Below are 21,913 nucleotides of genomic sequence, written 5' to 3'. Positions count from 1 at the left end.
GCTTCAAGATAACCTGATATACCAGTCGGATACCAAGGGTTTTTGATGGCCCGGACCTGGCTTCTGCGCGCCTCGACATCCTGCCGAACGGTACAGGGACCACCTGCCACGTGTCCCGAGCGAGGGGAAATCCCATTGATCTCCAACGAAACCGTCATCAGCTATCTTCAGCGACTTGCCTCTGGCGCCCCGACGCCGGGCGGAGGCGCGGCCGCAGGATTGCATGCGGCGCAGGCCGCGGCCCTGGTCTCGATGGTTGCCGAATTCACCTCCGGGCCGCGGTATGAAGCAGTCCGGGAGCAAGCACAGCAGATTGCCCGGCAGGCCAAGGAGATGATGCGCCAAGGGCTCAGCGCCGCCGAGGAGGACGAACGGCTGTTCGGCGCCTTGGGCGCGGCCTACAAGCTGCCCAAGGACAACGCAGAGCAGAAGTCGCTGCGCAGTGCGGCGATCCAAGACGCCACCATCGCCGCGGCAGCGCCACTGGCGACCACCGTCGAGGCCTCCATTGAGGTGATCAAGCTGGCCCAGCGGCTGCTGCCCATTGGCAACCGCTCGGTTATCAGCGACGTGGCCGCCGCTGCCGAAGCCGCGCGGGCGGCCCTGGCCACCGCGCTGGCCACCTTGGAAATGAACATTGGCGCCATCAACAATATCGCCCAGCGGGACCGGCTGGTGCAGGTGGCCAACCAGGCCAGCGAGGCAATCGCCCGCGCCGAAGAGCTCAGTGCCAGCGCCCGGACGGCGGTGGCCGCATGACGGCACGGGACCTGTCCGGAGCGCCGGTGGCCGAAGCGATCCGCCAGCGCACCACGGAACTGGTGGGGCGCCTGGCCGGTGCGGCGGTCACCGTCCGTGTCGCGGTCGTGGTGGCCACCGGCAACGAGGCCACCGCCTGGTATGTGCGCTCCATCGAGCGTGCCGCCGCGCAATTGGGGGTGGAATGCCAGGTGGTGGACCTGGCCGGTGCAACGCACCAGCAGCTGGCCGAAACGATCACCGCATTGAACGAAGATGCCTCGGTGCACGGCATCATCTTGCAGACCCCCTTGCCGCCAGCGGTGGATGCGGCGGCGCTGGTGGCGCTGATCGATCCGGCCAAGGATATCGACGGGGCGAACCCGCTGAGCCTGGGACGGCTCAGTGTTGGGCAGCCGGCATTTGCCCCGGCTACCGCGCGCTCGGTCATCGAGATCCTGGAGCACTACCGGATTCCGCTGTCCGGGCAGCATGTCGCAGTGGTAGGGCGCTCCGCGGTAGTGGGCAAGCCGCTGGCCCAGCTGTTGCTGCACCGTGATGCCACGGTGAGCATCTGCCACTCCAAGACCGCCGATCTGGCACGAATCACCCAGTCCGCCTCGGTGATCGTGATGGCCGTGGGCAAGGCGAACCTGCTCACTGCCAACGAGGCCGGGGAAACTTCCGTGGTGATCGATGTCGGAACCAATGTCAATGCCGAAGGCAAGCTGGTGGGAGACGTCCATGCGGCCTCGGTGCGCCCACTGGTGCGGGCCCTCAGCCCGGTCCCCGGCGGGGTCGGCACGGTCACCACGGCATTGCTGGTACTTCATGCTGCGCAGGCCGCGGAGGCCAGCTTGCAACTGGACCCGGCGAAAGGAGCGCACATGGCCGGACGCCGGTAGCTGGCTGGCCGGCGTTCCGGGATCCGCGGCAGGCAAGCCAGCGTGCAGCGGGGGCCGGGATGGCGGAACCGCAATTGCCATGGCGAAGCGATACACGGGCACGGTGCATGCCGGCGGGGAACAAGAACTGGGATCTGCCGCCGGCTGGATGCACCGGTGCCGCCGCCGCATCATCGATAGGAGTGTCGACGATGCGGCGGCTTTCTCGTGCTTGCTGTGTTGAAGGCCCATGCTAGAACGATCTGGCCGCGGCTCCCTTCTCCGGTAGCGGCGGCCAGATGATCAGCAGACTTGCCCGGTCAGGGGAGCGCGACCGCTTGGACGCTGGTTGCAGGCGGCTGCTTGACCCGTGGGAAGCAACTGCCCCGGGAATCATGTCCATGCATCATGGCGGCGCACGGCGGGACCAGGTGCGCCACGGCAGTATGCTTCCAGAACTTGACGCGCAATTCGATGATCAGCGCCGATGCCAGCTGCTCGAACAGGTCGCCCATGGTGCGCCCCGGCGGGGTGGCTCCGACCTTTTTGAGTGCCGCCTGCGGGGTGGTCACATGGAGCATCCGCAGTTGCCCGGTCACCGGGTCGAGCATTGCCACCAGGGCGGCGCGTGAATGGATCGAGACCATTCCCATCGCGTCATTCACCGATTCCGTGGCTCGAGTCATCACGATGGGCATTCCGGGAGCCCACCCATACTGTGACAGGTGCGCTTTGCCCTCGCGCGTCTCGATGAAATCCGCAACTCTGAGAGCCGTTTCAGTTCTGGCAATCCTACCGGCCATTTCAGGTACTTCCCTTTCTTGCGTTGGGCACGAAAACAATGAAGTTCGCAGGGATCCGTCCCCCAAGAAGCGGATCCTGTGGCTGGCGGAGGCTGGCTAGATCAGTGCCAGATCCGTGCCGGCGCCCTGTGGGCCAGCATCGGCCGCAGCGGCCGGATCGGCAGATGGCTGCTTCAGCCAATTTATGGCGCCCGGGGAGCCATCCGGTTGCCCGGGCAGGGCTGCCGGAGTTTCCTTGCCGGCAACGGAGAATTGGAGGTTCCGTGTCTCGAACTGGACGCCGAGCGACTTCTCCATTTGCGGAAGCAGCGTGTCATTGACGTAGAGCATCATCATCGGGACCTGCGCTTCGGCCGTTGCGGTGCAAGCGAGATTCACGATGAGCTCGCCAGGGGATCCGGAAATGCTGCAGGCTGCCGAGTGGATGGCATCCTTCTGGCGGCATTGGCGGGTTGCCAGGTCAGCGACCTGCCTTATCCGGTTATCCCATGCCGGGTGGTGAACCGGACGTGCATCGGCGGGAACTGCCAAGGGATCTTTCATCATCTGCTCCGCTGCTTTGAGGTGTTTCGTAGTAGAATCTATTTAGACAAGCTAACTATTAGACAGGCTACATTTTTTTCTGCGATTCAGGCAAACGAAATGATCCACAGCAGCGACGAAAGGCCAATGGAGCCAGCGAGAACTACTGCCGTGTCCGGCGAAAGGGAATCCATGGGCATGGATAAGCCAACCGGCTACTGGTACGGCGAAGGCAAACCGGCACCTGAAGCTGTTCACCTGTTGGAATTGCTGCGCAGGTATGGCCAGGCCGAGCGAAAAATGCGCGCGGAAACCCGCGGGTCCATGGGGATGAATGAAACCGACCTGTCGGCCTTGCGTTTCCTGCTCGGCGCCCATCGAAGGGGCGTGGTGCCTCGGCAACGAGACGTCGCTGACGAACTGGGAATCTCCCACGCGTCGGTCTCGGCGTTGATCGACCGATTATGCCGCGGCGGGTACGCCGCGCGCGTAGCGCATCCCTCCGATCGCAGGTCGGTGGGCATCGTTCCGACGGAATACAGCGATGCGCAGGTCAGGGCAACGCTGCAGGACATGCACGGGAAAATGCTGGATGCGGTGAGCGCCCTGACGGCAGAGGAGCGGATTGCCGTGGCGAAGTTCTTGGAGGCCATCATCAACAGCGTCGAGCCCCAGGCGCCGCAGCGCGTGGGGCAGCAGGCGACGGACGCGAGCGGGCGCTGAGGCCGCGGCGAGCGCTGCGCGCCAGATGGCAAACGGCCGGGCACCGCTTCAATGAGCGGTGCCCGGCCGGTGCGCGCTGCGGTGTGGCGCTAGCTGGACGAGGTGGCCAGCGACAGTCCGCGCAGCCGTTCCATCTGCGGATCGTACAACGGATCTTCCACCACGGTGGCGGCGATGCGCTGGCCGAAGTACTCGATCGCCACCGCGTCCCCGGTTTCCACCGTTGTGGGCAGCCAGGCGTAGGCAATCGGCTTGCGCACCGTGTAGCCGTAGGCGGCGCTGGTGACGTAGCCGGCGGCCTGGCCGTCCACGTAGACCGGCTCCTTGCCCAGCACCACGGAGGTGCCGTCGTCAACGGTCAGGCAGCGCAGGCGCTTGGTGGCCGTCGCGGCGCGTTCGGCCAGGGCGGCCTTGCCTACGAAGTCTGCGGTCTTGGCGGCCTTGACCGCAAAGCCCAGTCCGGCCTGCTCGGGTTCGTGCTCGCTGGTCATGTCGGTGCCGAAGGAGCGGAAGCCCTTCTCCAAGCGCATGGAGTTGAACGCCGCGCGGCCGCCGGCGATGATGCCGTGCTCCTGCCCGGCCTCGAAGAGCACGTCCCAGAGCTTGGCGCTGACATCCGCTGACGCGTAGAGCTCCCAGCCGAACTCGCCGACATAGGACAGGCGCATCGCGGTAACCGGAATGCCGGCGATGGAGATCTGCTTGGTGCGGAAGTACTTCAGGCCCTCATTGCTCATGTCATCCGCCGACACCTTGGCCATGACCTCGGATGCCAGCGGGCCCCACAAGCCGATGCAGGAAGTGCCAGCGGTGATATCGCGCACCGCTGCCCACTTGCCCGGGTTGGCGGCATTGAACTTCTTCGCTTCGCGGTTCAAGTAGGCGACATCCACATTCGAGTTGATGCCGGCCTGGTAGACCTCGTCGGAAAGCCGGGCCACGGTGATGTCGCTGGTAATGCCGCCGGCGGCATCCAGCAGCAGGGTGTAGCTGACCATGCCCGGGGCACGCAGCATGTTGGCGGTGGTCAAGCCCTGCAGCAGCTCGCCGGCTCCGGAGCCGGTGACCTCCACGCGCTTGAGCGGAGTCATGTCGAACATGGCCACCGCGGTGCGGGTCTTCCAGGCTTCCGCCGCGGCGATCGGCGAATGGAACTTGGCGGACCAGGCATCGCGTTCCGGTCCGGCCCATTCGGCAGGCATTTCGTCGAGCAGCGCCGCATTGGCTTCGTACCAATGCGGGCGTTCCCACCCGGTGCCTTCCAGGAAGAATGCGCCCAGTTCCTGCTGGCGGGAGTAGAACGGGGAGGTGCGCACGGCGCGCGGCGTGGTGCGCGGTTCCAGCGGGTGGCGGACGTCGTAGATTTCCACGAAGTTCTGCTGCGAGGTCTCGCTGACGTATTCCCTGGTCGTCTGAACGTCCTCGAAGCGGTTCAGGTCGCAGTCGCCCAGGTCCGTCGTGGAGGTGCCGGTCGCGATCAGCTCGGCCACGGCCTTGGCGATGCCCGGCGCGTGGGTGACCCACACGGCTTCTGCCACGAAGAATCCGTCGACCTCGCGGGACTGGCCCACCAGCGAGCCGCCATCCGGGGTGAAGGAGAAGATGCCGTTGAAGCCGCGCTGGATCTCGGTGCTGCGCAGATCCGGCAGCAGTTCCTGGCTGGTCTCCCACTCGGCCGCGAAATCCTCAGGGGTGAAGTCCAGCGAGGAGGGCATGCGCTCATGGGTGATGTCCTCTGGCCGGTAGGCCGGCAGGGTGTCCAGGTCCACCGGCATCGGGCGGTGGGCGTAGGAGCCGATGCCGATGCGGTCTCCCCACTCGCGGTAGTAGAGGTCGCGGTCCTGGTAGCGCAGGATCGGGCGGCTGGCGCCGTCCGGGAGCTCGTTGACGCCGGCCAGCGATGGCACCGGGGTGCTCCAGGCGAACTGGTGGGCCAGCGGCAGCAGCGGAATCGGCGTGCCAACCATCTCGCCGATCTTCGGTCCCCAGAATCCGGCGCAGGAAACCACGATATCGGCCTCGAAGCGCTCGTCGCCGCAGAGCACCGCGGTGACCTTCCCTCCGGATTGCTCGATGCCGGTGACGATGGTGCGGTCGCGGAATTCAACGCCGGCGGCCTTGGCGCGTTCCATCACCAGCGCGGTGCCCTTGGCCGCCAGCGCGAGCCCGTCGCCCGGGGTGAATAGCCCGCCCAGGACCTTCTCAGGGTTGAGCATCGGGAATTTCGCCAGGCAGTCGGCCGCGTCGATGACTTCGGCCTGAACGCCGTAGGAGCGGTTCCATCCGGCGCGGCGGTGCAGGTCGGCCAGCCGCTCATCGGTGGTGGCGATTTCCAGTCCGCCCACCGGGAGGAAACAGCCGCGCCCGTCGGCACCGACCAGGCTGGTCAGCTTCTTGATGGTGTACTGCGCGAATTCGGTCATGGACTTGGACGGGTTGGACGAGAAGACCAGGCCCGGGGCGTGCGAGGTGGAGCCGCCGGGAAGGCCCAGCGGCCCCTGCTCGATGACCAGGGTATTGGCGTGGCCCAGGGCGGCCAGCTCATCGGCGAGGTTGGCGCCGACGATGCCGGCGCCGATGATGATGATCCGTGGGGAAAGACGGGACATGGGGGACTCCTTTTAAAGGCGTGTGGTGTGGTGGGGCGGAAGGGTGCGTGGCGGCTAGGCGTCGATGACCAGATCCGAGACGGCGGTGGAACAGCAGGGCAGGAACTTGCCTGCCTCGATTTCACGGGCGCGGATGCCGCCCTGGTGGTTCATCTCCACGTCGCCGTCGAGCTTGACGACCTTGCAGGAGCCGCACATGCCTTCCTGGCAGTTGGCGCCGATGCGCACCCCTGCCCGCTGCGCGACGCCCAGGATCCGCTCTTCGGAGCTGATCCGGACATTGAGCGCGGAGCGCAGGAAGGTCATGGTCAGCTCGCCGGTGCCCACGGTGGGGAAGGAACTGGCATCGGCGGCCGGGGAACCGGTGTCCGGCGCAGGCTCCGGGGCCAGCGGCGCGGCGGAATCGACGGCGACCAGCGGCTGGCCGGTAGCCTCGATGGTGCCGGTCTCGTCGTAGTCCGGTTCGTAGATGGCAAGTTCCGGCGGCTGGCTTTCGTAGAACTCTTCCACCGATTCGGCCACCTCCTCGGCGATGCCCTCGGCCAGCGAGATCTCCTGCTGGTATTCCAGCAGCGTCTTGCGGTCCCCGGAGAAGAACTCCATGAATACCGAGGTGTCATCCACGCCAACCTGGCGCAGCAATTCGGTGGCGGAATTCAGGTAGCCTTCCGGCCCGCAGGCAAAGACCTTCCGTCCGTTGGCATCGGGGGCCACCGCCTCGATCATCGCGGCGGTCAGCCTCCCGGAGAAGCCTTCCCAGTCCGCTGGCTTCTCGCGGTCGCCCAGCGAATAGAAGACCTGGATGCGCGAATCGACCTGCGCGATGTATTCCAGCTCGGGCCAGAAGGCGAAGTCCCCGGGCACCGTGCCGTGGCAGAGCACCACCACATCGGCCTGGCCGGGCAGCGAGTGGATGGTGCGCACCATCGACATGATCGGGGTGATCCCGGCACCGGCGGAAAGGAACAGGTAGCGGGCGCGGCGATCGGAATCCCCCAAATGGAATGCCCCGACCGGGCCGAGCATGTCCAGCACCATGCCCGGACGCAGGTTCTCATGGGCCCACCGGGACACCAGCCCCTTCGGGTCGCGCTTGATCCCGATGCTGAAGGTCCAGGGCACGGTCGGAGCGCTGGAGATCGAGTAGCTGCGGTCCACCATTTCCGCATCCTCGCCGTGCACCGGGAAGGCGATGTTCAGGTATTGCCCGGCGCGGAACGCCAGCGGGGCGCCGTCGAGGCGGCGGAAGACGAAGGTCATCAGCCCGCCGGCCTCCTCGATGGTCTGCACGCATTCGGCGAGGAATTCCTGCGGATGCCACGGGCCCAGGGCGCGGGCGGCGCTCGCCGGGCCTTCCTGCGAGCTGAGCACGCGGTTCCACGGCATTTCCATTCCGCGGATGCGCTGCGCGGCAGCGGTGCCGGCCTGCGTGGTGCCAGTGCTCATGCCAGGTGCTCCAGCACACGCTGGGTGTACCAGTTGATGAACGCCTCCACCTGGTATTCGCTCTTCATGTACGGGCCTGGCTGGTAGGCGGGGCTGGCCGCGCCCTTCTGGCACAGCTCCACAAACGCCTTGTCCTGCAGGTTGGTCTGCTTCCAGGTGTGGGTCAGCTGCTCCAGGTCGTAGTCGTCGCCTTCCACCGCGTCATCGGCCACCAGCCAGGTGGTGCGCACCAGGGTCTGGTGCTCGTTGATCGGGTAGGCGGAGAAGGTGATCACGTGGTCGGATTGGAAGTGGAACCAGCTGTTGGGCTGCAGGTGCATGGAGCAGCGGCCCAGCCGGAAGTCGCGCAGCTCGCCGAGCAGCTTCTTGGACAGGCGGTGCCCGTCGGCCGAGAAGGATTCGCCGTCGCCGTCCAGCGACTCGCGGGAAATGCGGATGCCCGCCACACGGGTGTCCAGCTGCTCGACGACCTCGTAGGGCATGCCATAGCGGCGGCAGCGTTCCTCCAGATCCGCCTGGGCCTTCTGGTTGCGAGCCCAGACCTCTTCCAGATGCGGCGGGACGGTCTCATCGCTCAAGCCCCAGGTGGGGAACAGCGAGCAGGCCAGCTCCGGGTGCCCGTCGCAGTGGTAGCACTCGCGGTTGTTCTCCATCACCAGCTTCCAGTTGCCTTCCTCGATGATGTCCTGCTGGTAGGCGACCTTGGTGCGGGAGATGTCGTGCGGGGCGAGGTAGGGCTGGAAGATTTCGGCGACCTCGTCGAAATCCGCCGGCGGCTCCTGGGCCAGGGACACGAAGATCAGCCCGGCGTGGATCCGTCCGTGGGCGCGCTTGAGCGCGAAGCAGTTCTTGTCGAAGTCGCCTTCGCCCGGGGCCGACGCGTGGATCAGGTCCCCCTCGGGGGAGTAGGTCCATGAGTGGTAGCCGCAGACCAGGTTGCCGGTGCTGCCCGAGGCGGCGGTCAGCACGCGGGCGCCGCGGTGCCGGCAGACGTTGTGCAGCACGTTGACCCCGCCGTCGTCGGTGCGCAGCACGATCAGCGAGTGCGGGCCGTAGTCCAGGGTCACGTAGTCCCCCGGCTCCGGGATTTCGGCGATGCTCGCGGCGAAAAGCCAGTGGGTTCCGAAGATGGCCTGCATCTCGACGTCGAAGATCGAGCGGTCGGTGTACAGCGGGGCTTCAAGCGAATAGCCCGTGCGCCGATTTGCGAAGAGCTCGGTGATCTCGGCGAGCTGCTCGTGGCTCATCGATGAAGCAAGTTTTCCGCGCGTGGTGTGCGGCGCGCTGGCCGAAGCGGTCATCTGGTACTCCTAGGGACAAGACGCGCCAGGCGTCCTCGGGATGTGGATTTTCGGTGAACTTGTGAGGCGAGTCACCGCATGAGTCGAGACTAGGAAGAAACCCCCTGCAAGAAAAGCGCAAGAAATTGGATCAAACCGTGCACAATTAGTGCATGATCGATCCACGCTTCTCCACCCTGCGGGTTTTCTCCTCCACGGGCTCCGTGGCCCGCACCGCGGAACTGACCGGATACTCGCCCTCTGCCGTCTCCGCCCAGCTGCGCGAACTGCAGCGCTCGCTGGGCATCAAGCTGATCGCCAAGGAGGGGCGCGGGGTGCGGCTGACCTCTGCCGGCCAGCAGCTCGTTTCCGGAATCGACTCGATTGTGACGCAGTGGGAGCTGCTGGCCGCCTCGGCGCGGTCCGCCTCGGGCCAGCTGCAGGCGCATTTCGGCCTCGGTGGATTCTCCACCGCGGCCGCGCAGCTGCTCGCCCCGCTGGCCGCGACCCTGCGCTCCACCCGGCCGGAGGTGGAGGTCCAGCTGATCGAGGCGCAGCCGCAGCGCTGCCTGGATCTGCTGCTGGCCGAGCGCATCGACCTTGCGGTGATCGTGGCCAGCCAGGCCCCGGGCGGCGGCGGTGCCAAGGACCGCTTCGAGCAAACCGTGCTGCTCGATGACCCGCTGGATGTGGTGCTGCCCGCGTCGCACCGGCTGGCGCAGCGCAAGTCCGTGGCCCTGGAGGACCTGGCCGATGACCCGTGGATCTCCGAATCCGGGCAGTCGGTCTACCGGGCACTATTCGTCGCGGCCTTCACCTCGCTGGGGGTCACCCCGCACATCGCCCACGAAGCGGTGGAATGGGAAACCATGATCGCCTTCATCGGCGCGGGCCTGGGCGTGGGGCTGCTGCCGCGTCTGGCGACCCTGGGCCACGCGGATGACGTGGTGCGCCGCCGGATTTCCGGGGCGGCCAAGCCCTCGCGGCGCATCGTCGCGGTGACCCGCAAGGGCAGCCGCGGTTCGCCGCTGATCGAGGAATCGCTGGAAATTTTGCAGCGCACCGCCGAACGCATCATTTCCCAGCGTTCTGCCGAGGAATTGGACGGGTAGCGGGCGCCGCAAAAGCCTGCCGGAGGGGGAGGGATTTCGAACCGGGCTATTGACATGGATCACACTCCATGCGCAGACTTGGGCACATCCAATTTGGTATCCAACTGATATTTCAAGGGAGAAGTGCGCCATGGGCAACTTGGCAGTGAGCTACGCCGGAGCCGGCAAGGTCGAATTGATCGACACCCCGTACCCCGAATTCGAATTGAAGGACGGTCCCGGGGTGCACCCGGCGAACGTCGGGCGGCAGGTGCACCACGGGGTCATCCTGCGCACCATCGCCACCAACATCTGCGGCTCGGACCAGCACATGGTGCGCGGGCGAACCACCGCCCCGGTGGGCCTGGTGCTGGGCCACGAGATCACCGGCGAAGTGGTGGAAGTAGGCCGTGACGTGGAGTTCCTCAAGGTAGGCGATGTCGTTTCGGTGCCCTTCAACATCTCCTGCGGCCGCTGCCGCAACTGCAAGACCGGGCAGACCGGCATCTGCCTGAACGTGAATCCCGACCGCCCGGGCTCGGCCTACGGCTACGTGGACATGGGCGGCTGGGTGGGCGGCCAAGCGGAGTACGTGCTGGTGCCCTACGCGGACTGGAACGCCCTGAAATTCCCTGACCGCGACCAGGCCATGGAGAAGATCCTGGATCTGGCCATGCTCTCGGACATCTTCCCCACCGGCTACCACGGGGCGATCGGCGCCGGGGTCACCGTCGGCTCCACGGTGTATGTGGCCGGAGCGGGGCCGGTGGGCCTGGCCGCCGCCACCTCGGCACAGCTGCTGGGGGCTGCCACGGTGATCGTCGGGGATTTGAACGCCGACCGGCTGGCCCAGGCGCGCAGCTTCGGCTGCGAAACCGTGGATGTCTCGCTTGGCGATCCTGCCGGGCAGATCGAGCAGATCCTGGGCGTGCCCGAGGTGGACTGCGGCATCGACGCGGTGGGCTTCGAGGCCCGCGGCCACGGGCATGATGCCGGGAAGGAGCAGCCTGCCACGGTGCTCAATTCGCTGATGGAAATCACCCGTGCCGGCGGCAGCCTGGGCATCCCGGGACTCTACGTCACCGGGGATCCGGGCGCCACCGACGAGGCGGCGAAGGTCGGCTCGCTGTCCATGCGCTTCGGCCTGGGCTTCGCCAAGTCCCACACCTTCGTCACGGGCCAGTGCCCGGTGATGAAATACCACCGCGGGCTGATGCAGGCGATCCTGGCGGACAAGGTCTCGATTGCCAGGAACGTCAACGCCACGGCCATCGGATTGGACCAGGCCCCGCAGGGCTACGCGGCCTTCGACGAGGGCGCCGCGCAGAAGTTCGTGCTCGACCCGCACGGCCTGATCAGCGCCTGACCGGCCGCGCAACCGCTGCCCGCCCGGCGGACCGGGAACCATTCCCGGCCCGCCGGGCGGCCTACCGGCCTTGGCCTTGAGCCAGGCCATCTCGCCGGCCCCGGCACCATTTAACGAGCAACCCCGGGACCCCGGCTGATTCGGCGCGCCCGCATGCCGTTGCCTGCGTGCCTCCTCTTGCCTTGATTGAAGGAAATCCACATGAAACGCACTGAGCAACCCGTGAACGATCTGGTCAGCGAGCTGCACTCGGCTCGCCGGCGCCGCCCTCGAAGGTATCTGGCTTCCGGCACCGACTACTGGGTCTTCGGCATCGCCGGAGTCCTCGCACTGGCCTTCATCGCCTGGGGCTTCGCCTCGCCCGCCGGACTGGGCTCCGCGGCAGGAAAGGCCTTGGACTGGGTCATCACGAATACCGGCTGGGTCTTCGTGATCGCCGCGACGGTGTTCACCGTCTTCGTGCTGGTGGTCGCGGCCAAGAGCTTCGGACGCATTCCGCTGGGCAAGGACGGGGAGAAACCGCAGTTCAGCACCGTCTCCTGGATCTCGATGATGTTTGCCACCGGCATGGGCATCGGGCTGGTCTTCTACGGGGTGGGCGAGCCGCTGTACTTCTACATGTCCCCGCCGCCGGAAACCGTGGGCGGGCAGACCTCGGCAGCGGTGGGCACAGCCATGGGCACCACGATGTTCCACTGGACGCTGTTCCCCTGGGCGATGTACGCGATTGTCGGGCTGGGCATGGCCTACAGCAGCTTCCGGCTGGGCCGCCCGCAGCTGTTCTCCTCGATGTTCAGCTCGATCTTCGGCGAGAAGGTGGTGCACGGCTGGGGCGGGAAGACGATCAACATCCTTGCCATCCTGGCCACGCTCTTCGGTTCGGCCTGCTCGCTGGGCCTCGGTGCGCTGCAGATCGGCGGCGGGATCCAGTCCGTCGGGCTGCTGCCCTCGGTGGGTTCGGGGATCCTGGTGCTGATCATCGCGGTGCTCACCGCCATGTTCGTGGCCTCGGCTGTGTCCGGAATCGAGCGCGGCATCCAGTGGCTGTCGAATATCAACATGGTGCTTGCGGTGATCCTGGCCCTGGTCGTGTTCATTGGCGGTCCGACGCTGTTCATCCTGAATGTCATCCCCAATGCAGTTGGTTCCTTCATTGCAGACCTGCCGGAAATGGCATCGCGGACCGCTGCCTCCGGCGACGGGGACATGGCCGCCTGGCTGTCTTCCTGGACGATCTTCTACTGGGCATGGTGGGTTTCCTGGACCCCGTTCGTGGGCCTGTTCATCGCGCGGATCTCGCGCGGGCGCAGCATCCGCCAGTTCGTCACCGGCGTGCTGCTGGTTCCTTCCACCGTCACGCTGATCTGGTTCGCGATCTTCGGCGGCGGCGCCATCGGCCTGCAGGAGCGGGCCGAGCGCAACGGGGACATGGGCCAGGCGCTGGCCAGGATGGTGGACGGGGCACCTGACATCGACTTCGACTCGGTGCTCTTCGAGCTGCTCGGCGCGCTGCCGTTCCCCGAATGGTTCTCCATTGCGCTGATGGGGCTGACCGTGGTGCTGATTGCCATCTTCTTCGTTACCGGGGCGGACTCGGCATCGATCGTGATGGGCGCGCTCAGCGAGCGCGGCGCCGAGGACCCGTCGAAGAAATCGGTGGTCTTCTGGGGCGTTTCGGTGGGCGCGGTGGCGGCGGTGATGCTGCTGGCCGGCGGGGACCATCCGGCGGAAGCATTGAACGGGCTGAAGAACATCACGATCGTCTCGGCGCTGCCATTCGTGCTGGTGATGCTGCTGCTCTGCGTGGCGCTGTGGAAGGACCTGAGCCGCGACCCGCTGGTGCTGCGCGGCAAGGTGGCCATGGAGGTGCTGGAGCAGGCAGTGGATGACGGCATCGACCGCCACGAGGGCGAGCAGTTCTGCTTGATGACCAGGGAGAACTCGATTGTCGCAGCCTCGGCGCCGGAAGCCGAAGCAGAAGAGCCGGAAGCACCTGCGGATGAGCCGGCGGACGATGGGCAACAGGCCGAGGTGCGCGAAGCCCGCCAGCACCCCGATGCGGATCTGGAACCCGAGGGTGCCGGACGCTAGCGTGACTGCCGCGTCCCGGAGCTGCGGCTACGGGGCGCGGCGCAGTGCCTGCTCGAAGTGGGCCACATGCTCGGAGACCAGCCGCGAGGCCAGCTCAGCGTCCCCGTCGAGGATGGCGCGCAGCAGGGCAGAGTGCTCGGAAATGTGCTCGGCGATGGGCGGCATCTGGTCGATGACCAGGCACCAGATCCGGGTCACCAGGTTATCCAGGCGCACCAGGGTTTCCTCCAGGTGCTTGTTGGCCGCGGCCTTGTAGATGAGCCGGTGGATGTGCACATCGAGCAGCAGCAGCGAACGCTGGTCCAGCGTAGGGTCCAAGGCATCGATTTGCTGCAGGGAGCCGGCCAGCTCCTCGCGGATCAGCGGGTCCTTGTTGGCCGCCGCGTTGCGGGCGGCCAGCGGCTCGAGCACCTGGCGCATCTCGGAGATGTAGTTCAGCTCGTGGAAATCCACGGCCGTGGCGAAGGTGCCGCGACGCGGATAGGACACGACCAGGTGGTCGGTTTCCAAGCGCTTGAGTGCTTCGCGCATCGGGGTGCGCCCGACGCCGAGCTCCTCAGCCAGCTGCGGCTCGTGGATCGGATGGGTCGGCGCGATTTCCAGCAGCACCAGCCGGTCGCGAAGTGCGTTGTAGGCGCGATCGGCCATCGAGCCTTGCTCCGTGGCGGTGCTGGTCAATCCTGTGGGCCTTGGCATATCGCTCTCTTCATTGCTCAAAAATCATTTGCCGACACACAAAGAGTATCGCCCCGGCTCCGAATTGGGCGCTTTTCCCGCGCAAATGCGCCTAATGCGCCGTGCCCCGCCGGTCGGCAACAGAGCTGAAAACCTGTTTGGAACCCTGCAGAAATACGGCAGGAAAATTCATTGACGCTGTGCTGGGGCACACATAGTATTGTGATCAGCAACTGATATATCAGAGACTGTCCAAGGGATGCCGGGCATGCCAGCATCCACTTTGAAGGACAGTGCAAGGCGCGGATACCCGGCAGGAAAACCCCTGGCCTGGCGGCCCGGATTCCGCGGGGCAACGCGGGCAAGCGGGCGCATTGCGCGACCGTATTCCTTTCATCTGAAAACCACACGAGCCATGGCGAAGCTATAGCCATCTCGGCGAAACCAAGGAGCGGCATGATGACCGAACCGAACAACAAATACGTCCTGACCCTCACCTGCGCCGAGCGCCCGGGCATCGTGCATGCGGTCACCGGTCTGCTGCTCAAGCACCACGGCGATATCCGGGAGCTGAAGCAGCATGATGACCAGCGTTCGGGAACGCTGTTCATGCGCATCGAGTTCGAAGTCGCCGAGTCGAAGGAAATTGCCGCGGAGGTCGCGGAGCTCGAAGCGAGCCTCGGCCAGCTTGCCGAAGAGCACGAGGCTACCTGGGGGCTGCGCCCGACGGGCCAGAAGAAGCGCGTGGTGGTGATGGTCTCCAAGTTCGGCCACTGCCTTCACGACTTGCTGTTCCGCGCCCGGATGGGGGAGCTGCCGGTGGAGATCGCGGCAGTTGTCTCCAACCACCCCGATCACCGCCAGCAGGTCGAGTGGAACGGGATCCCGTTCTTCCATATTCCGGTCAGCGCGGAGACGAAGCCCGAGGCCGAGTCCAAGCTGATGGACCTGGTGGAGCGCTTCGAGGTGGATCTGGTGGTCCTCGCCCGCTACATGCAGGTGCTCTCCGATGACCTCAGTCGCAAGCTCACCGGCCGGGCCATCAACATCCACCACTCATTCCTGCCCTCCTTCAAGGGCGCCAAGCCCTACCACCAGGCGTTCGAGCGCGGCGTGAAGACCGTGGGCGCCACCGCGCACTACGTGAATTCCGAGCTGGACGAGGGCCCGATCATCACCCAGCGGGTCCAGGAAGTGGACCACAGCTTCGAGCCCGAGCATCTGGTGGCCGCCGGCCGCGATACTGAGTGCAAGGCGCTGTCCGACGCGGTGCGATGGCACTGCGAAGACCGTGTCTTCCTCAGCGGCTCGCGCACCGTCGTGCTGCGCTAGCGGCGGCAATTCCTGGAAGCCAGCCACGTTGCCATCGCGACGTGGCTGGCTTTCTGTGCCAGGGGTCTTCTTGTGGCCGGCAGACCGGGGACTCAAGCTGACACGTTCTGCTGGTAGACGGCCAGGCCCAGCGACAGGACGGTCAAGGATTGGGCATCATTCAGATCCATGTCCAGCAGGGATTCGAGCAGTCCGAGCCGCTGGTAGAACACCGACCGGGAGAGCTGGCAACGGGTAGCCGCCTGGGATCGGTTGGTCGGTGAAGCCAAATAGGCCTTCAGGACCCTCAGGCATTCGGTGCGCCGGGCAGGATCCAAGGCCAGGATTGGCGCGAGCACCTGCTGCGGCAGGCGCTGCATTGCCGGTTCATGGCGCAGTTCATGGGCAAGCAGTGCCAGTGGATACTCCTCGGCCAGCACAACTGGCTGGTTTGCAGCCAGGGACAGTTCGCATCCGCCGATGGCTTGCCTGATGGAATCTGCCAGCAGGCCGAAGTCATTGACGGCCGCACCCAGATAGAGCGGTCCGTCAAAATATCCGGCCACCTCATCCAGGTGCAAGGTCTGGGGCCAGTCTGGCGGCAGTTTGCCGGGGATAGCGGAGAAGAAGCCGAAGAGCTTGGACGCGGGCGCATTCCGGGCACCGATCACCGGACGCAGATCCTTGCCGATAGTGCGCTCGATCTGCCTGGCTGCTGCTCTCAGGTCGGCGCACGAGTCCAGCGGGATCGCGAAACCACGCAGCTGCCGGTGGCGCACCGGGAACCCGGAGGCTTCGAATTTCCCGGCGAGCAGGTCCGAGTCCGCGTCCTTTCGCAGCATCAGGTCGTCAAGCAGTTCGCAGGCCGTATCGAAAGCCAACGAGGCAGGTTCCTGCTTGCGCAGGAGCTCGGTGCCCAGCGCAATGCCCGCCATTGTCAGTACATGCAGGGATCCTGCCGGATGAGTGGCAGTGTCCGGGGCGATCAAAGAACCGAAATGCCTGCCATGGATCTGCACCGGGATCACCTGGCGTCCAGCATTGCCTGTCACGTGCAAGCTGCGGGAACGGTCTTGCCAGTGCTCGAAGAAGTCCGCGGGCACCGGAACGGCGCTGGCATGGCGCAGCACGTTGTAGCCTGAATCCTCCAGCACCACCGTGGCATTCAGCAGCCTGGCGCAGTCCCGGAGTATGGTTTCGGCCGGAGCGCCGAGCTGCATCAGCGCGGTGAAATGGGCGGTGACCTCGCCGCCGGCCTCGATGCGCCGGGTCTGGGAGGAGAAGAGCAGCTGGTGCAGTGCCTCGGTGATCTCCACAAAAGCCACTGGTTCGTGCAATGCCACCAGCGGGAAGCAATGCTCCTTGCAGGACTGGATGAGCGCCGCCGGAACTGCGGGGCAATGGTTGCCGAGCTCTAGCAGCAGGCCGGCGGATTCCAGCTCGACCAATTCGGCCACATACTTCTCGAAGCAGGTTTCTGGACCCCACCCGATGCCAGTGGTCAGTACCAGTTCCTGGCCGCGCAGGTAGGTCCTCGGATCCGAGTTTTCCAGCACGTGGACCCAACCAATGTGACGGTTCAATGACGACTGATCGGCAAAGACCTGCGGATTGCCGGCCAGTACTGCGGGCAGCTGGAGCAGCTTTTCCATAGTGGCAATCGACTGCTCCGGACAGTCTGTCCGGACATCGCGTGTTTTCCCGACAAGTGTCACTGTTGATCGGCCTCCAGCTATGCAAAACTGTCAATCACATGGATCTATAGTGATTCGCTTCACACAATACAGAGTGTTTGGCTTTTAGGGGGGAATGCGTCGATGTTTGGACTTCCGGCGTTCACGACCATGGTCATCATCGGGGTTCCGGCCCTCTGGGTGATCTATACCGGAGTTTTCCTGTGGCTCAGCCGCGGCTGGAAGCATGAGGATACGGAGGAGCAGCGATGAGCATCGAGATCCTGTTCCTGGTCATCTACTTCGTCGCCATGGCAGGCATCGGTGTTTGGGCGATGAAGCGCGGAAAGCAGGATGCCGAGGGCTTCCTGCTGGGCGGACGCAGCCTCGGCCCGGGAGTCACCGCACTTCGCCTGCAAAGCTCCTCCATGTCCGGCTACATGTTCATGGGAGCTGGATCCATGGGCTACACCCAGGGCTATTTCAGCATGTGGTATGCGCTGGGTGACCTGGGCGGCGGCATCCTGAACCTTTCGGTCCTTGGCCGGCGCATGCGCAAGCTGTCCCAGATTCTTGGTTCCATCACATCCATCGAGTATCTGGAGCACCGCTACCCCTCGAAGTGGATCCGGCTCATTGCCGCTCCCGTGGCGTTGTTCTGCATGTTCTTCTACGTCCTCGCGCAGTTCATCGCCGGCGGCCGCGGACTGGAGATGGTCTCCGGAGTTTCCTTCCCGGTAGCCCTGGCCATCGCCATCGGCGTGATTGTCCTCTACACTTTCCTCGGCGGCTACCTGGCTGTGGCCTACACCGACTTCGTCCAGGCCATCATCATGGTGGTGGGCATGGTCTGGATCCTGGTTGCCACGCTGATGGCAGTGGGTGGTTTCACCCAGGGCAATGAAGCCGTGGGCGAGATCAACCCGAACCTGCTGACCATGTGGGGAGCGGACCTGGGCTACCAGGGCCAATGGGGAGTCATCCTCGGGGCGTTGCTGGTCTTCTCGATCGGCTACATGGGTTGGCCGCACGTGGTGGTCAGCCATATGGCCATGAAGAAGCCGTCGGTAGCACGCACCGCAGGTGTCTACTCATTGATCTTCAACCTCCTGTTCATCCCCGGCCCTTACCTCGTGGGCATGTTCGCGCTGATCTTGCTGCCGAATTTGGCCAACCCGGAAACCGCAATTTTCGAGGTTGCCGATGCGGTGCTGCCGACCTTTGCCGTAGGCGTCGTCATGGCCGCCATCATGGCAGCGATCATGTCCACCGCTGATGCGTTGCTGCTGCAGGCGGGAACCATTGCCAGCCAGGACATTTATGCCCGGTTCATCAACAAGAAGATGAACGATGCGCAGATGGTCTGGGTCTCGCGGATTACCGTGCTGGCCCTGGCCATTGTCGGCTATGCCATTGCCGCCTTTGACCCGCCCGCCGTGGCCGCAGTGGTCATCTTCTCCACCACCGTGCTGGGCAGCGCCTTTGTTCCTTCCTACATCTGCGCGGTGTGGTGGAAGAAGGCCAACGCTGTTGGAGCTGTTTCTTCGATGATCGCCGGGACCCTGGTTTCGGTGCTCTGGCAGGTTTCCGGGGCTCCTGATGCCACCGGCATCGATCCGATGGTCACCGGCATTCTGGCCTCCACCGCGGCCATGATCATTGGCAGCCTAGCCAGCCAGAAGTCGCATCCGGTGCCGGAACATATCGGACGGGCGCTGGATGAGACCGCGAAGATCGGGCCGATTCCGAAGAAGATGCTGATGGGCCAGGACGCCCTGCTGGCCAGCCAGGCTGAAATGGCGGGACGCCATGAGTGAACTTGTGCTGCGCACGCTGGTCGATGGCCAGGATGCGCAGCGCATCCTCGCCACCAAGGCGCCGGAGCTGGCGGTCACGTCGGCCAAGCTGCGGCATCACCCCTTCGCGGGGTTCGTCTTCGAGGTTCCGCAACTGGCCGGGCGAATCGCGCAAGCGCATGCTTTGGTGGACTACTACTCGGGCAAGGCCTTTGTCACCGACCCGTGGCAAGTCCAGGACGCCCAAGCTGGCCAGCGAATGGACCTCGTGGCGGATCCGAAGTGGAACACCATCGATTTCGACACTGCTCGCGAGCGGGCCAAGGCTTTGCTGTCCACAGCGGCGCTGCGCCGTGCCCGACTGGCCTGGCGCGGTGGAATCCGCGAAAAGAGCAGTATCGCCAAGGTCTGGAAACCCAACTGGGTGATCGAAGCGAAGCTGGAAGGAAAGTCCTACCGCATCATGGTGGATGGACTGAACGGCGGATACTTCTTCATCGGAAGTTGAAACCGGAAACGGCGCGCATCGGCGTCGAGACCCAAGAATCCACCCCCACCCCATCACAGGAAGACACTGGAGATTCAATGAAGAATGATTCACAGCAGTTCCCCGTCCGGATGCTGAAAAAGGGCACCTGTATCGTTGCCGGCTCGGCACTGTTTCTCGGCTTGGGGCTGGTCCCGGCCAACGCCGTGGGCAACGGACCCGATTACAACGGAAACGAAACCATCAATACCTCGATTCTGCACACGCACGAATCGATGGCCGCCGAACTGGAAAAGCAGGATGCCAAGCAGCCGGCGATGGAACTTGAAGTCATCGGCCAATCGGTCAAGGGGCGCGATCTGTTTCTTGCCAAATACTTGTCCGATCCGGACAACCCGACGATCATGTTCCTCACCCAGCAGCACGGCAACGAGCAGCTGACCACCGAGGGAACTCTGGAAGTCATCAAGCACCTGGGCAGCGGCCGGATGAAGGGCGTGCTGGAGAACGTCAACATCCTGATTGTGCCGATGCTGAACCCGGATGGCGCCATGGGAGATGTGGATTTCCCGCTCGATGACTACATCGCTTCGGGTGACCGCCACCTGACTCGTTACAACGCGAATAACCAGGACATCAACCGGGACCACGTCGCCAAGACCCAACCTGAAATCCAGGCGCTGCACAACAACGTGCTCTCCACTTACGACATCGACTACATGATCGACCTGCACCACCAGGGCGCTCGCTCGGGGGTGGACGGCAAGCTGGTTTCCGGCTCGATCCTCTACCCGACAACTCCGGATGTTTCTGAAGAAGTCCGTGAAGGCTCCAAGCGGCTGGGCGCAGTGGTCTACCAGAATGTGGACCGGACCGGTTGGGGGCATTTGGGCAAGTACGTGGGCGGAACCGCGAACACCATTGCGCGCAATGGCATCGCGGCCGAATACGGAATTTCCACGTTGCTCTTCGAAATGCGTGGAATGAGCGACCACAGCAATCCGGATTATGTGCTGGGGCAGAAGTCGAATGGCTATCTGCGTCAGCAAACCATCCTGACCTTGGAAAGCACTATCAAGGCGGTAGCCGACGGTTCCGTGGAAACCATCGATACCTCGATGTGGGACAGCTTGCCCGAGCAGGAGCGTCTGCCAGGCGAAGCGGACGACGAGTAGCTGGAACGGCCAATGGCGGACCCTTGAAGGTCCGCCATTTGCCTGTCTGGAGCAGGTTATCTAGTTGTAGTTCGGCCGATTCCAGCTTTGAAGATCAGAACCGTTCCCCGCGAGCGGAACGGCTGGTTGGCTTGCCGCTTACAGCGGGCGGTAGAGCAGCGCGCCGACCACCGCGATGACCAGGATGACCAGCGTGGACAGCAGCGCCAGGACCAGCGAGCGGCCACCGGATTTCACGATCCACTTCAGGTGCACGCCCAGGCCCAGAGCGAACATGGCGGCGGCCAGCAACACGGTCTGTGCGGTAGAGGCCAGCTGCAGCAACGACTCGGGCATGATGCCGGTGGTGCGGATCAGCATGGCGACCAGGAACAGCGCCACGAACAGCGGGATGATCGGCGGGCGCTTGCCGCCTTCGATGTTGTGCTTGCGGCTCATGTAGAGAGTCAGGCCAGCCATGATCGGGGCGAGCATGACCACGCGTGCCAGCTTGACCGTCACGGCCACGCCCAGCGCGGTGGCGCCCACGGCGCCGCCGGCGGCGACCACCTGGGCCACCTCGTGGGTGGAAGCGCCGATCAGCACGCCGATGCTGGTTTCACCCAGGCCCAGCAGTGCGCCCAGCGCTGGGGTCAGCGGGATCATCAGGGTGCCGAAGAGCACCACCAGGCCGATGGCCGTAGCCACCTGGTCCTGCTTGGCGCGGGTTGCGCCCTCCGCACCAGCCACGGCAGCAGCACCGCAAATGGAGAAGCCGGCGGCGATCAGCAGGCGCTGCGGCAGCTCAATGCCCATGCGTCCACCGATCCACATGGTGGCCAGGAAGGTCACGCCCACACAGAGCACCACGATGGCCAGCACGCCCGGGCCCAGGGCCAGGATGGCGCCGAGCGAGAGCTGGAAGCCCAGCAGCACGATGCCTGCGCGCAGCAGCTTCTTCGCGGAGAACGCCACGCCCTGCGCGAAGACTGCGGGCACCGGCGCCAAGTTGCGCCATAGCGCGCCGAGCAGGATGGCAATCAGCAGCGCGCTCATCCCGGGGATGAGCTTCGCCGCGGCCAGTGCCACGCCGCCCATCACCAGGCACAGGAAGATGCCGGGCATGAATCCGCCTACACGCGTCGACAGTGACGGCTTGGGCTCGCCGGAAGTCGGGGTTTGGGTTCGCTGTGAATGTTCAGGGGCCATGCTTTTGACTCTTCCATGACTGGCCAGTGAGCAGTGAGGCCCTCTTGGCTATCAC

19 protein-coding genes are annotated in these 21,913 nt (G+C 64.9%); 11 read left to right on the top strand and 8 right to left on the bottom strand.

Annotated elements, in window-relative coordinates; translation table 11 throughout:
• Positions 1-135: 135 nt before the first annotated feature.
• A complete protein-coding gene (locus F0M17_RS15545) occupies positions 136-759 on the top strand; it encodes a cyclodeaminase/cyclohydrolase family protein (RefSeq protein WP_168202041.1) in 624 nt (207 codons plus the stop codon).
• Complete coding sequence (locus tag F0M17_RS15540; RefSeq protein ID WP_149597494.1) at positions 756-1,643, top strand: bifunctional 5,10-methylenetetrahydrofolate dehydrogenase/5,10-methenyltetrahydrofolate cyclohydrolase; 888 nt, start codon at positions 756-758, stop codon at positions 1,641-1,643. Before F0M17_RS15545 ends, F0M17_RS15540 begins: the two co-directional genes overlap by 4 nt.
• A 299-nt stretch (positions 1,644-1,942) precedes the next feature.
• Here the strand turns inward: F0M17_RS15540 and F0M17_RS15535 are convergent, their stop codons facing one another.
• Positions 1,943-2,308 carry a hypothetical protein gene (locus F0M17_RS15535; RefSeq protein ID WP_149597493.1) on the bottom strand — a complete coding sequence of 122 codons (366 nt, stop codon included), beginning with the start codon at positions 2,306-2,308 and terminating at the stop codon, positions 1,943-1,945.
• Between the two features lie 213 nt (positions 2,309-2,521).
• A complete protein-coding gene (locus F0M17_RS15530; RefSeq protein ID WP_149597492.1) occupies positions 2,522-2,971 on the bottom strand; it encodes a hypothetical protein in 450 nt (149 codons plus the stop codon).
• 174 nt (positions 2,972-3,145) lie between these two features.
• On the opposite strand from F0M17_RS15530, the gene F0M17_RS15525 reads away from it, so the two are divergent.
• Entirely contained in the window at positions 3,146-3,670 is a 525-nt protein-coding gene (locus F0M17_RS15525) for a MarR family winged helix-turn-helix transcriptional regulator (protein ID WP_246857086.1), read from the top strand.
• Positions 3,671-3,759: 89 nt separating this feature from the next.
• Here F0M17_RS15525 and F0M17_RS15520 read toward each other — a convergent pair whose 3' ends face one another.
• Genes F0M17_RS15520 through F0M17_RS15510 form a run of 3 tightly spaced genes read right to left on the bottom strand, consistent with a single transcriptional unit; the run spans position 3,760 to position 9,026 of the window.
• A complete protein-coding gene (locus tag F0M17_RS15520) occupies positions 3,760-6,279 on the bottom strand; it encodes an FAD-dependent oxidoreductase (RefSeq protein WP_149597491.1) in 2,520 nt (839 codons plus the stop codon).
• A 54-nt stretch (positions 6,280-6,333) separates the two neighbouring features.
• On the bottom strand, positions 6,334-7,725 hold the full coding sequence (locus F0M17_RS15515; protein ID WP_149597490.1) for a flavin reductase family protein: 1,392 nt from the start codon (positions 7,723-7,725) through the stop codon (positions 6,334-6,336).
• Positions 7,722-9,026 carry an SRPBCC family protein gene (locus F0M17_RS15510; RefSeq protein ID WP_149597489.1) on the bottom strand — a complete coding sequence of 435 codons (1,305 nt, stop codon included), beginning with the start codon at positions 9,024-9,026 and terminating at the stop codon, positions 7,722-7,724. Before F0M17_RS15510 ends, F0M17_RS15515 begins: the two co-directional genes overlap by 4 nt.
• Before the next feature lie 152 nt (positions 9,027-9,178).
• Here F0M17_RS15510 and F0M17_RS15505 point away from each other — a divergent pair, with 152 nt between their 5' ends.
• The 3 genes from F0M17_RS15505 to F0M17_RS15495 all read left to right on the top strand — a co-directional run bounded on the left by F0M17_RS15505 (position 9,179) and on the right by F0M17_RS15495 (position 13,553).
• Positions 9,179-10,117: a LysR family transcriptional regulator gene (locus tag F0M17_RS15505; RefSeq protein ID WP_149597488.1), complete on the top strand. Its 939-nt coding sequence runs from the start codon at positions 9,179-9,181 to the stop codon at positions 10,115-10,117.
• Between the two features lie 130 nt (positions 10,118-10,247).
• Positions 10,248-11,462 carry a formaldehyde dehydrogenase, glutathione-independent gene (fdhA, locus tag F0M17_RS15500; protein WP_149597487.1) on the top strand — a complete coding sequence of 405 codons (1,215 nt, stop codon included), beginning with the start codon at positions 10,248-10,250 and terminating at the stop codon, positions 11,460-11,462.
• A gap of 201 nt (positions 11,463-11,663) precedes the next feature.
• On the top strand, positions 11,664-13,553 hold the full coding sequence (locus F0M17_RS15495; RefSeq protein ID WP_149597486.1) for a BCCT family transporter: 1,890 nt from the start codon (positions 11,664-11,666) through the stop codon (positions 13,551-13,553).
• A 27-nt stretch (positions 13,554-13,580) separates the two neighbouring features.
• Here F0M17_RS15495 and F0M17_RS15490 read toward each other — a convergent pair whose 3' ends face one another.
• Positions 13,581-14,249, bottom strand: coding sequence for a GntR family transcriptional regulator (locus tag F0M17_RS15490; RefSeq protein WP_149597485.1), 669 nt, complete (start codon positions 14,247-14,249; stop codon positions 13,581-13,583).
• A 438-nt stretch (positions 14,250-14,687) separates the two neighbouring features.
• On the opposite strand from F0M17_RS15490, the gene purU reads away from it, so the two are divergent.
• A complete protein-coding gene (gene purU, locus F0M17_RS15485; RefSeq protein WP_149597780.1) occupies positions 14,688-15,560 on the top strand; it encodes a formyltetrahydrofolate deformylase in 873 nt (290 codons plus the stop codon).
• Between the two features lie 92 nt (positions 15,561-15,652).
• Here purU and F0M17_RS15480 read toward each other — a convergent pair whose 3' ends face one another.
• Positions 15,653-17,191, bottom strand: coding sequence for a PucR family transcriptional regulator (locus tag F0M17_RS15480; RefSeq protein ID WP_149597484.1), 1,539 nt, complete (start codon positions 17,189-17,191; stop codon positions 15,653-15,655).
• A 165-nt stretch (positions 17,192-17,356) separates the two neighbouring features.
• Here F0M17_RS15480 and F0M17_RS17775 point away from each other — a divergent pair, with 165 nt between their 5' ends.
• The 4 genes from F0M17_RS17775 (at position 17,357) to F0M17_RS15465 (ending at position 20,670) form a co-directional block, all read left to right on the top strand.
• Complete coding sequence (locus F0M17_RS17775) at positions 17,357-17,485, top strand: hypothetical protein (RefSeq protein ID WP_256370183.1); 129 nt, start codon at positions 17,357-17,359, stop codon at positions 17,483-17,485.
• Positions 17,482-19,029: a sodium/proline symporter gene (locus F0M17_RS15475; protein ID WP_149597483.1), complete on the top strand. Its 1,548-nt coding sequence runs from the start codon at positions 17,482-17,484 to the stop codon at positions 19,027-19,029. The genes F0M17_RS17775 and F0M17_RS15475 overlap by 4 nt, the downstream gene beginning before the upstream one ends.
• The gene (locus tag F0M17_RS15470) at positions 19,022-19,516 is read left to right on the top strand and encodes a hypothetical protein (RefSeq protein ID WP_149597482.1); all 495 of its coding nucleotides are present in this window, start codon (positions 19,022-19,024) and stop codon (positions 19,514-19,516) included. Before F0M17_RS15475 ends, F0M17_RS15470 begins: the two co-directional genes overlap by 8 nt.
• Before the next feature lie 77 nt (positions 19,517-19,593).
• Positions 19,594-20,670 (top strand): M14 family zinc carboxypeptidase, encoded by a 1,077-nt coding sequence (locus tag F0M17_RS15465; RefSeq protein ID WP_246857085.1) that lies wholly within the window; start codon positions 19,594-19,596, stop codon positions 20,668-20,670.
• Between the two features lie 138 nt (positions 20,671-20,808).
• Here F0M17_RS15465 and F0M17_RS15460 read toward each other — a convergent pair whose 3' ends face one another.
• Positions 20,809-21,774, bottom strand: a complete 966-nt coding sequence (locus F0M17_RS15460; protein ID WP_246857084.1) for a YeiH family protein — start codon at positions 21,772-21,774, stop codon at positions 20,809-20,811.
• Positions 21,775-21,913 lie beyond the last annotated feature (139 nt).

It is taken from the genome of Glutamicibacter sp. ZJUTW (assembly GCF_008370855.1).
GTDB classification, from domain to species: domain Bacteria; phylum Actinomycetota; class Actinomycetes; order Actinomycetales; family Micrococcaceae; genus Glutamicibacter; species Glutamicibacter nicotianae.
This window is presented reverse-complemented; position numbering and strand designations above follow the sequence as displayed.